This window comes from Streptococcus sp. 339 (assembly GCF_013277285.1).
Classification (GTDB): domain Bacteria; phylum Bacillota; class Bacilli; order Lactobacillales; family Streptococcaceae; genus Streptococcus; species Streptococcus pseudopneumoniae.
The window spans coordinates 1-8,897 of the sequence record NZ_VMMR01000108.1 but is presented as its reverse complement, the minus strand read 5'-3'; the positions used below and the strand labels follow the sequence as shown (position 1 = coordinate 8,897).

The 8,897-nt window shown below is 41.6% G+C and carries 10 protein-coding genes and 7 tRNA genes; 16 read left to right on the top strand and 1 reads right to left on the bottom strand.

What is annotated here, in order from left to right:
• Positions 1–37 precede the first annotated feature (37 nt).
• The 15 genes from HT736_RS10665 (at position 38) to HT736_RS12015 (ending at position 6,436) form a co-directional block, all read left to right on the top strand.
• Positions 38–110, top strand: a tRNA-Lys gene (locus HT736_RS10665).
• A 5-nt stretch (positions 111–115) separates the two neighbouring features.
• Positions 116–197: transfer RNA gene (locus HT736_RS10660), tRNA-Leu, on the top strand.
• A gap of 18 nt (positions 198–215) precedes the next feature.
• Positions 216–288: transfer RNA gene (locus HT736_RS10655), tRNA-Thr, on the top strand.
• 22 nt (positions 289–310) lie between these two features.
• Positions 311–382, top strand: a tRNA-Gly gene (locus tag HT736_RS10650).
• Between the two features lie 7 nt (positions 383–389).
• Positions 390–475: transfer RNA gene (locus HT736_RS10645), tRNA-Leu, on the top strand.
• An 11-nt stretch (positions 476–486) separates the two neighbouring features.
• Positions 487–560 (top strand) — tRNA-Arg (locus tag HT736_RS10640).
• 15 nt (positions 561–575) lie between these two features.
• Positions 576–649 (top strand) — tRNA-Pro (locus HT736_RS10635).
• Between the two features lie 489 nt (positions 650–1,138).
• A complete protein-coding gene (locus HT736_RS10630) occupies positions 1,139–1,345 on the top strand; it encodes a hypothetical protein (RefSeq protein WP_023934166.1) in 207 nt (68 codons plus the stop codon).
• Complete coding sequence (locus tag HT736_RS10625) at positions 1,335–1,535, top strand: hypothetical protein (RefSeq protein ID WP_023934168.1); 201 nt, start codon at positions 1,335–1,337, stop codon at positions 1,533–1,535. The genes HT736_RS10630 and HT736_RS10625 overlap by 11 nt, the downstream gene beginning before the upstream one ends.
• On the top strand, positions 1,522–2,406 hold the full coding sequence (locus HT736_RS10620) for an ABC transporter ATP-binding protein (protein ID WP_023934170.1): 885 nt from the start codon (positions 1,522–1,524) through the stop codon (positions 2,404–2,406). The genes HT736_RS10625 and HT736_RS10620 overlap by 14 nt, the downstream gene beginning before the upstream one ends.
• A 1-nt stretch (position 2,407) precedes the next feature.
• Complete coding sequence (locus HT736_RS10615) at positions 2,408–3,145, top strand: ABC transporter permease (RefSeq protein WP_031243889.1); 738 nt, start codon at positions 2,408–2,410, stop codon at positions 3,143–3,145.
• Positions 3,145–4,242, top strand: a complete 1,098-nt coding sequence (locus HT736_RS10610; protein WP_172930328.1) for a sensor histidine kinase — start codon at positions 3,145–3,147, stop codon at positions 4,240–4,242. Before HT736_RS10615 ends, HT736_RS10610 begins: the two co-directional genes overlap by 1 nt.
• Position 4,243: 1 nt before the next feature.
• Positions 4,244–4,843, top strand: a complete 600-nt coding sequence (locus HT736_RS10605) for a response regulator transcription factor (protein WP_023934176.1) — start codon at positions 4,244–4,246, stop codon at positions 4,841–4,843.
• Positions 4,844–5,160: 317 nt separating this feature from the next.
• Positions 5,161–6,171, top strand: a complete 1,011-nt coding sequence (gene ccpA / locus HT736_RS10600; RefSeq protein WP_000990604.1) for a catabolite control protein A — start codon at positions 5,161–5,163, stop codon at positions 6,169–6,171.
• A 130-nt stretch (positions 6,172–6,301) separates the two neighbouring features.
• The gene (locus tag HT736_RS12015; protein WP_023934178.1) at positions 6,302–6,436 is read left to right on the top strand and encodes a hypothetical protein; all 135 of its coding nucleotides are present in this window, start codon (positions 6,302–6,304) and stop codon (positions 6,434–6,436) included.
• 39 nt (positions 6,437–6,475) lie between these two features.
• On the opposite strand, the gene HT736_RS10595 is transcribed toward HT736_RS12015, so the two are convergent.
• Complete coding sequence (locus HT736_RS10595) at positions 6,476–7,438, bottom strand: asparaginase (RefSeq protein WP_023934180.1); 963 nt, start codon at positions 7,436–7,438, stop codon at positions 6,476–6,478.
• 65 nt (positions 7,439–7,503) lie between these two features.
• Between HT736_RS10595 and HT736_RS10590 the strand changes: the two genes are divergently transcribed.
• Entirely contained in the window at positions 7,504–8,895 is a 1,392-nt protein-coding gene (locus HT736_RS10590) for a Cof-type HAD-IIB family hydrolase (protein WP_172931033.1), read from the top strand.
• The last annotated feature ends 2 nt before the right edge of the window (positions 8,896–8,897 follow it).

The following is an 8,897-nucleotide window of genomic DNA, read 5'->3' as shown; positions in this document are numbered from 1 at the left end:
CCCGTCGGGACCGTTTAAGATAACGGAAGTTATTTTAGACTCGTTAGCTCAGTTGGTAGAGCAATTGACTTTTAATCAATGGGTCACTGGTTCGAGCCCAGTACGGGTCATATATGCGGGTTTGGCGGAATTGGCAGACGCACCAGATTTAGGATCTGGCGCTTAACGGCGTGGGGGTTCAAGTCCCTTAACCCGCATTAAGATATAATAAATGAGCCGGCTTAGCTCAGTTGGTAGAGCATCTGATTTGTAATCAGAGGGTCGCGTGTTCAAGTCATGTAGCCGGCATTTTTAGATAGAAGAAAACAGTGCGAACGTAGTTCAGTGGTAGAACACCACCTTGCCAAGGTGGGGGTCGCGGGTTCGAATCCCGTCGTTCGCTTGGAGAGGCCGGGGTGGCGGAACTGGCAGACGCACAGGACTTAAAATCCTGCGATTGGTAACGATCGTACCGGTTCGATTCCGGTCCTCGGCATAAACTAATGAGCACCCTTAGCTCAACTGGATAGAGTACCTGACTACGAATCAGGCGGTTAGAGGTTCGACTCCTCTAGGGTGCATTTTTCTATTTAACTCGGGAAGTAGCTCAGCTTGGTAGAGTACTTGGTTTGGGACCAAGGTGTCGCAGGTTCGAATCCTGTCTTCCCGATTCGTTACAGGGATACGTGAGTGTATCTTTTTTCTTTTTTAAACTAGATAGTAAATAAATCAAGAGAGAATCAGTTTCGTTCTCTCTTTTTTGATTTTCAGTAATTCATTTTGGCAGCGTATACTTTTTGTCTCCAGTCTTTTCAATAAATACCGTAGTTTAGGTATACACATTGAAATTTAACAGATTTTATAACTCCTATAAATTTTTAAGAAAGCAATAGAAGGGTTTTGTTCAACGTATAATATATGTGTTTGTCTGATAAAAATTTCTATTCTTTTTGATTTTAAATAAGTATTAGTTTACATTATAGTGTGAATGGTGTTTGATATCTCGTTTGAGGAAGCTGCCTTAGATTTTTCTACTTGTGTTTTATTGTATAGTGTATCTTGCTTGTTTTGAACAGAATTTTTATGACATTTGTCATATTTCCTAGTGACAGAAGCATCTAGCTCCGCAAACTTCAAAAGTCTATAATTGAAGTATGAAATGGAGGAAGAAGAGATGAAAAATAAAATGATTGTCGCAATGAGTTTAGTAGCAGTAGGACTCATGACTTATTTCATGTTTTCAGGATTCGATGAAGGATTTTATCATTTTCCTTGGGAGTTATTTACAGGCTTTGGGATCTTGTCTTGGCTTATCCGAGAAGGTTTGAAATTAGTCTCAGATGTGAAAAAGGAGTTTGAAAAATGAAAAAGCGTTTCTCTATCTTTTTATCGGCCTGTCACTCTTGGTATGGTTGGTAGAAATGTTTACTGATTGGTTTAATCAAGCCTTCCTTCACCAATTCATCCGTGGTGCATGGGGATTAGGATTTATGATTTTTATAGCCTTTCCGATGGGAAAGGAGTTGCTGAAAGGAGAATATCATGAACATGATTAAGGTTCAAGGATTACATAAAAATATCAAGGGCAAGGCTATTTTGAAGGATATTTCCTTTGAGGTGACAGAAGGCGAATGCGTCGCCTTGATTGGCCCCAATGGTGCTGGGAAGACCACACTCTTGGACTGTTTGCTTGGAGATAAACTGGTCACAAGCGGTCAAGTATCCATCCAAGGCTTGCCAGTGACGAGCTCTAAGTTAGACTACACTAGATCCTATCTCCCTCAAGAGAATGTAATCGTTCAGAAACTAAAGGTAAAAGAGTTGATTGCTTTCTTTCAAAAAATTTATCCAAATCACTTGAGTAATCAGGAAATCGATCAACTATTGCAGTTTGACCAGCAACAGAAAGAGCAATTCGCAGAAAAATTGTCAGGCGGGCAAAAGCGTCTCTTCTCTTTTGTTTTGACCTTGATTGGACGACCAAAGCTTGTCTTTTTAGATGAACCAACTGCTGCCATGGATACTTCAACTCGTCAACGCTTTTGGGAAATTGTTCAGGAGTTAAAAGCTCAGGGAGTAACCATCCTCTATTCGTCCCATTATATCGAAGAGGTAGAGCATACAGCGGATCGAATCTTGGTCTTGAATAAGGGAGAGTTGATTCGCGATACAACACCTCTAGCCATGCGCAGTGAGGAGATTGAAAAGCACTTTATCCTTCCTCTAGCATACAAGGAAGTCATTGAGCAGTCTAACTTGGTTGAAAACTGGTCACAAAAACAAGATGCTTTGCAAGTAGTTACATGTGAAGCGGATGCTTTTTGGCAACTGTTAGTGCAAGCAGGATGTAGGATTCAAGAAATTGAAGTCAATAATCGTAGCTTGTTGGATACAATCTTTGAAGAAACACAAAAGGGAGATGACTAAGATGAAACGATGGATCGCACTAAACAAGATAGAATTTCTATTGACCAAACGACAATTAGTCTATTATTTATTATCAGTAGGTATGCCGACAGCCTTCTATTTATTCTTTTCAGGCATGTACCAAGAAACACCAGGTGGACCGGCTAATTTTATGCGCGACTACCTCATCTCCATGACGGCTTTTTCCATGATGTCGACAGCTATGTTTTCATTCCCAGCTGTTTTACATACCGATAAAATCAACAACTGGCAGAAAACATTGCGCCATACCCCTGTAAATATGGTAGAATATTATCTATCAAAGATAACAAGTATGCTGGTTGATTATTTGATCTCAATCTTGGTGGTTTTCTCAGTTGGGCACTTGGTCAGAGGTGTGGATATGCCTCTAGGAAGCTGGATTGGGGCTGCGTTCTTGCTGATAGTAGGAAGTATTGCCTTTGTAGCGCTTGGCTTGATCCTGACTCTCTTACCGTCTAGTCAGCTGATGTCAGTCGTGGGCAATCTTCTCTATCTAGGCTTGGCTGTTTTAGGCGGACTATGGATGCCCATCTCTTTATTTCCAGACTGGATGCAAGCAATCGGGAAGTGCCTACCAACTTATCAGTTGATGGAGTTGCTCAAGACCTTCTTAAACGAGGGTGGCATCAATTTATCAGCCACAGTTTATCTACTTGTTTTTTCAGCAGTTTTGTTTGGTTTGACCATTTACCTTCAAGGTCATAAGGAGAATGCTTAATGCTTGAAAGACTGAAAAGCATAGACTATATGTATTGGACCAGTTTGATTTTTATGGTTTTTCCCATCGTTCCTGTAGTGACTGGGGAGCTTCCTAGCTGGCATTTGTTGATTGACATTCTGTTTGTCTTGGCTTACTTAGGTGTTTTAACCACCAAGAGTCAGCGTTTATCCTGGCTCTGTTGGGTGATTATGCTAGCCTATGTAGCTGGGAATACTGCCTTTGTTGGTGTAAATTATATCTGGTTCTTCTTTTTCCTTGCCAATCTCTTAATTTATCATTTCGGCGTACGTAGTTTTAATTCTTTACATGTCCGGACTTTTCTCCTTGCTCAATTCCTTGTTGTGGGGCAACTTTTGATTTTTCAGGAAGTTGAAGTTGAGTTTCTAGTCTATCTGCTTGGAATTATCACTTTTATCGATTTAATGACTTTTGGCTTGGTTCGGATTCGTATTGTGGAGGATTTGAAAGAAGCTCAGGCTAAGCAAAATGCCCAGATAAATCTATTGCTTGCTGAAAATGAACGCAGTCGTATCGGTCAAGATTTGCATGATAGTCTGGGGCATACCTTTGCTATGATTAGTGTTAAAACTGATCTAGCCTTGCAGTTATTTCAAATACAGGCTTATCCACAGGTGGAAAAGGAATTAAGAGAAATACAGCAAATTAGCAAAGAATCAATGCGTGAAGTGCGAACCATTGTGGAAAATCTTAAGTCTAGAACTTTGACATCCGAACTAGAGACTGTGAAAAAGATGTTAGAAATTGCTGGAATTGAGGTGGAAATAGCTAATCAACTAGATACAGCTAGCTTAACTCAGGAATTGGAGTCAACGGCTTCCATGATTTTGCTTGAATTAGTGACCAATATCATCAAACATGCCCAAGCGTCTAAAGCTTACTTAAAATTAGAACGGACAGAGAAAGAACTCATTCTAACAGTGAGAGATGATGGCTGTGGCTTTGCTTCTATAAGCGGGGATGAGCTCCATACAGTCCGAGATCGTGTTTTCCCATTTTCAGGAGAAGTAAGTGTAATCAGTCAGAAACATCCAACGGAATTGCAGGTTCGACTACCTTATAAGGAGAGAAACTAAGATGAAACTACTTGTTGCAGAAGATCAAAGTATGTTGCGAGATGCCATGTGCCAGTTGCTTGCCTTTCAAGCAGATGTAGAGTCTGTCCTCCAAGCCAAGAATGGGCAGGAAGCAATTCAACTATTAGAAAAGGAGTCTGTAGATATCGCCATCCTTGACGTAGAAATGCCTGTTAAGACAGGTCTCGAGGTTTTGGAGTGGATACGATCAGAAAAGCTAGAAACAAAGGTGGTTGTGGTGACGACCTTCAAGCGTGCTGGGTATTTTGAACGTGCGGTCAAGGCTGGAGTGGATGCTTATGTATTAAAGGAACGAAGCATTGCAGACCTCATGCAAACCTTGCACACCGTCCTCGAAGGACGCAAGGAGTATTCGCCTGAATTGATGGAAGTGGTGATGACGCATCCCAATCCATTAACAGAACAAGAAATCGCAGTCTTAAAGGGAATTGCTCAGGGTTTCTCTAACCAAGAAATTGCAGACAAACTTTATCTATCCAACGGAACAGTCCGAAACTATGTCACTAATATTCTTTCGAAACTAGATGCAGGTAATCGAACAGAGGCAGCTAATATCGCGAAAGAATCTGGTTGGTTGTGATACTATCATAACGCGAAAACCATTATGTGTTAAAATTAAAATTATTCAATCAAACAATTTGTAACTTGAGGGGGCTTAGTTTCCTCCTTTTTGTGGCTCTAAGGTGGTAGCAAGGAGCTAAACCTAGGCTTTCTATGAAATTTTTTCAATCAATCCTCAAAAAACACTTGAAAGTGTTTACAATTAGTGATAGAATGGAATAAGTAAAAATATGAAAACGAAATTTTCACATCTTCACTTTTGTAAGTAGATATAGAGCTTTAATCGGTGCCTCTACTTGTAAAAGAATGTGTGGGATAGAAAGGACAGGAAAAGGAATGAATGCAGATGATACAGTAACCATTTATGATGTCGCTCGTGAAGCAGGTGTTTCCATGGCGACGGTCAGCCGTGTGGTTAATGGCAATAAAAATGTAAAAGAGAATACCCGTAAAAAAGTGTTAGAGGTAATTGATCGTTTGGATTATCGTCCAAATGCAGTTGCGCGTGGTCTTGCAAGTAAAAAGACAACCACTGTTGGTGTCGTGATTCCAAATATTACCAATGGTTATTTTTCGAGTTTGGCTAAGGGGATTGATGATATTGCAGAAATGTACAAGTACAATATTGTCCTAGCTAATAGCGATGAAGATAACGAGAAAGAAGTTTCTGTTGTCAATACCCTCTTTTCAAAGCAGGTAGATGGCATTATCTTTATGGGTTATCACTTGACAGATAAAATTCGCTCAGAATTTTCGCGTTCACGTACTCCGATTGTTCTCGCAGGAACTGTGGATGTAGAGCATCAGCTTCCAAGTGTCAATATTGACTACAAACAAGCTACGATTGATGCAGTGACCTACCTCGCTAAAGAAAATGAGCGCATTGCTTTTGTCAGTGGTCCACTAGTGGATGACATCAATGGTAAGGTTCGTTTGGTTGGTTACAAGGAAGCTTTGAAAAAAGCAGATATTCCTTATAGCGAAGGCTTGGTATTTGAATCTAAATACACTTATGAAGATGGCTATGCCTTGGCAGAGCGCTTGATTTCATCAAATGCAACTGCAGCAATTGTAACAGGTGATGAGTTGGCGGCAGGTGTCTTGAACGGTTTGGCTGATAAAGGTGTGTCAGTACCAGAAGAATTTGAGATCATTGCCAGTGATGATTCGCAAGTCTCTCGCTTTACCCGTCCAAACTTGACAACTATTGCCCAACCTCTTTATGACCTTGGTGCCATTAGTATGCGTATGTTGACTAAGATTATGCACAAGGAAGTGTTGGAAGAACGTGAAGTTCTATTATCTCATGGATTAACAGAACGTCGTTCAACACGAAAACGTAAATAGAAAAAATCAGGGAATCGAGAAGATTTCCTGATTTTGTGCTCTTAAACAAGAGATGTTGACTTAATGAATACCATAGAGCGGACTAGGCGGCTGGTTAAAGGCTGCGCAACACACTGCTTTGAGCTTGTAGATGAAACTGATGAAGTCAGCTCAAGTCCCTGCTTTGAGCTTGTGGATGAAACTGATGAAGTCAGCTCAAGTCCCTGTTTTGAGCTTGTGGATAGAACTGACGAAGTCAGCTCAAGTCCTTGCTTTGAGCTTGTAGATGGAAGCTGACGTGGTTTGAAGAGATTTTTCAAGAGTCTTAGCCTTCCATATAGTCTTTCAAATCTTGCCCTGTTAGTCCGGCATTGAGGGCAATAAGGAGTTTCAAGCGGGCTTTTTGGGCGTTGAGTTCTTTAATAAAGAAGACACCAGATTTTTGTAATTGCACGCCCCCACCCTGGTAGGCATAAACAGGTTCTGCTATACCGTTAAAGCATCGTGATACCAGAGCGACTGGGATTCCTTTTTGCAGAAGGTTTTCTAATTTTTGAGCCGTTTCTTTGGGAATATTACCAGCTCCGAAGGCTTGGATAATCAAACCGTCCAATTGTTCCAAATCCAGCATATCAATCAGCTCATCTGTCATACCAGCATAAGCCGAGATGATAGGCACCAAGCCTTGTATGTGATCAAGATCAAAGCGAACACGAGGTTCAGCTGTTTTAAAGTAGAGGATTTCCTGTTTCATGATGAGACCGAGGGGGCCATGTGTTGGGGTCTGGAAGGTGCTGACGTTGGTCGTATGTGTTTTGGTGACATACTTGGCAGCGTGGATTTCATCGTTCATAACGACCAAAACTCCTTTGTCAGCAGCCTTGTCATCGCTAGCTACCCGTAAAGCACTCAGATAGTTATAAACACCATCACTACCGAGTTCATTGGAGCTGCGCATGGCTCCTGTTAGAACGATGGGCATGTGGGGAATTTCCATGGTATCAAGGAAATAGGCTGTTTCCTCTAAAGTATCGGTTCCGTGTGTGATCACCACCCCATCGTAATTATCTGCTTCCTCTTTGATTTTTTGGTAGAGAGCCAGCATATGTTTGGGTTTGATATGGGGGCTTGGCAGATTAAAAAAGTCCAAGGCATGAACTTGGATTCCTTCAAGTGGGTTGGACACATGATTCATAGGATTATCTGAACTCGTCACAACAGCGCCAAAAGCATCGGCCTGCATGGAAATAGTCCCACCCGTATGTAAAACAAGGATTTTCTTAGGCATGATTTACTTACTCTTTCTGAAATGTGGTATAATCATTGTATCACAAAAGGGGAGATTGGGATAGGATGGAAGTCAAAGCTGTTTTTTTTGATATCGATGGAACCTTGGTCAACAATCGCAAGAGTGTTTTGAAATCCACTAGGGACGCGATTAAGATTGTTAAAGAACAAGGGGTGCTTGTCGGTGTAGCGACAGGGCGAGGACCTTTTTTTGTTAAGGAATTGATGGACGATTTGGACCTGGATTTTGCGGTAACCTATAATGGCCAGTACATCTTTACTAAAGACAGAGTCTTGTTCACGAGCCCTATTTCCAAGTTGCACTTGCGCCATCTAATTAGCTATGCTAAAAAAGAGGGGAAGGAGATTGCCCTAGGGACCAAGGATGCCATGCTGGGTTCTAAAATCATGTCCTTTGGTCTGGGTTCTTTTTCCCAACGAATCAGTCGCTTCGTTCCCTCTGTTTTAACCCGGACGGTGAGTCATTCCTTTAATCGTATGGTCAGCAAGGTTGTTCCCCAAAAGGAAGAAGACCTGCTTCATCTGATGAATCAGCCTATCTACCAAGTTTTGATGCTGATGACGCCAGAAGAATCTGAGAAGGCGGCAGCTGATTTTGAAGACTTGAAATTGACACGTAGCAATCCTTTTGCAGCGGATGTCATCAATCAAGGGAACTCTAAATTGGAAGGCATACGCCGAGTCGGGAAAGAATATGGCTTTGACCTCAACCAAGTCATGGCCTTTGGTGACTCAGATAACGACCTAGAAATGCTGGCGGGTGTCGGTATGTCGGTCGCTATGGGAAATGGTAGTAGCAGTGTCAAGGAAGTTGCCAAGCACATTACAACCAGCAATCAGCAAGACGGAATCCATAAGGCCTTGGAACATTTTGGTGTTTTGTCTTCAGAAAAAGTCTTTGTCAGCCGTGACTATCATTTCAATAAGGTCAAGACCTTCCACCACATGATGGATGAACGGACTCAAGAAGAACCTCGAGCTTGGAATTTAGAAGGTGCAACCCATAGGGCTGGCTTTAAAATAGAAGAATTGGTGGAGTTTGTTCGAGCAGCCAGTCCTTCTGAAGAGGACTTTGGTCAAGCTCTATCGCAACTTCATCAGGCTCTTGATAAGGCGGCAGATAAAGTAGCCAAGAAGACGCCTGCCCAGCAAGATTTGATAGGGCAAGTGGATGCCTTGATTGACACGCTTTACTTTACCTACGGTAGTTTTGTCTTGATGGGGGTGGACCCAGAACGTATTTTTGACATTGTCCATCAGGCTAATATGGGGAAAATTTTTCCAGATGGCAAGGCTCATTTTGATTCAGTGACCCACAAAATCTTAAAACCAGATAATTGGGAAGAAAAATATGCTCCAGAACCTGCTATTAAAAAGGAACTGCAGCGCCAGCTCAAGGCTTATGAGCGTCATAAAGAGAGAAATAATACTCAATGAAA

Bases quoted from the DNA above. Each gene is read 5' to 3' on its own strand.
- HT736_RS10630 (WP_023934166.1), top strand. From the start codon at position 1,139: ATGGAGGAAGAAGAGATGAAAAATAAAATGATTGTCGCAATGAGTTTA.
- HT736_RS10620 (WP_023934170.1), top strand. From the start codon at position 1,522: ATGAACATGATTAAGGTTCAAGGATTACATAAAAATATCAAGGGCAAG.
- HT736_RS10615 (WP_031243889.1), top strand. From the start codon at position 2,408: ATGAAACGATGGATCGCACTAAACAAGATAGAATTTCTATTGACCAAA.
- HT736_RS10610 (WP_172930328.1), top strand. From the start codon at position 3,145: ATGCTTGAAAGACTGAAAAGCATAGACTATATGTATTGGACCAGTTTG.
- HT736_RS10605 (WP_023934176.1), top strand. From the start codon at position 4,244: ATGAAACTACTTGTTGCAGAAGATCAAAGTATGTTGCGAGATGCCATG.
- ccpA (WP_000990604.1), top strand. From the start codon at position 5,161: ATGAATGCAGATGATACAGTAACCATTTATGATGTCGCTCGTGAAGCA.
- HT736_RS12015 (WP_023934178.1), top strand. From the start codon at position 6,302: ATGAAACTGATGAAGTCAGCTCAAGTCCCTGCTTTGAGCTTGTGGATG.
- HT736_RS10595 (WP_023934180.1), bottom strand. From the start codon at position 7,438: ATGCCTAAGAAAATCCTTGTTTTACATACGGGTGGGACTATTTCCATG.
- HT736_RS10590 (WP_172931033.1), top strand. From the start codon at position 7,504: ATGGAAGTCAAAGCTGTTTTTTTTGATATCGATGGAACCTTGGTCAAC.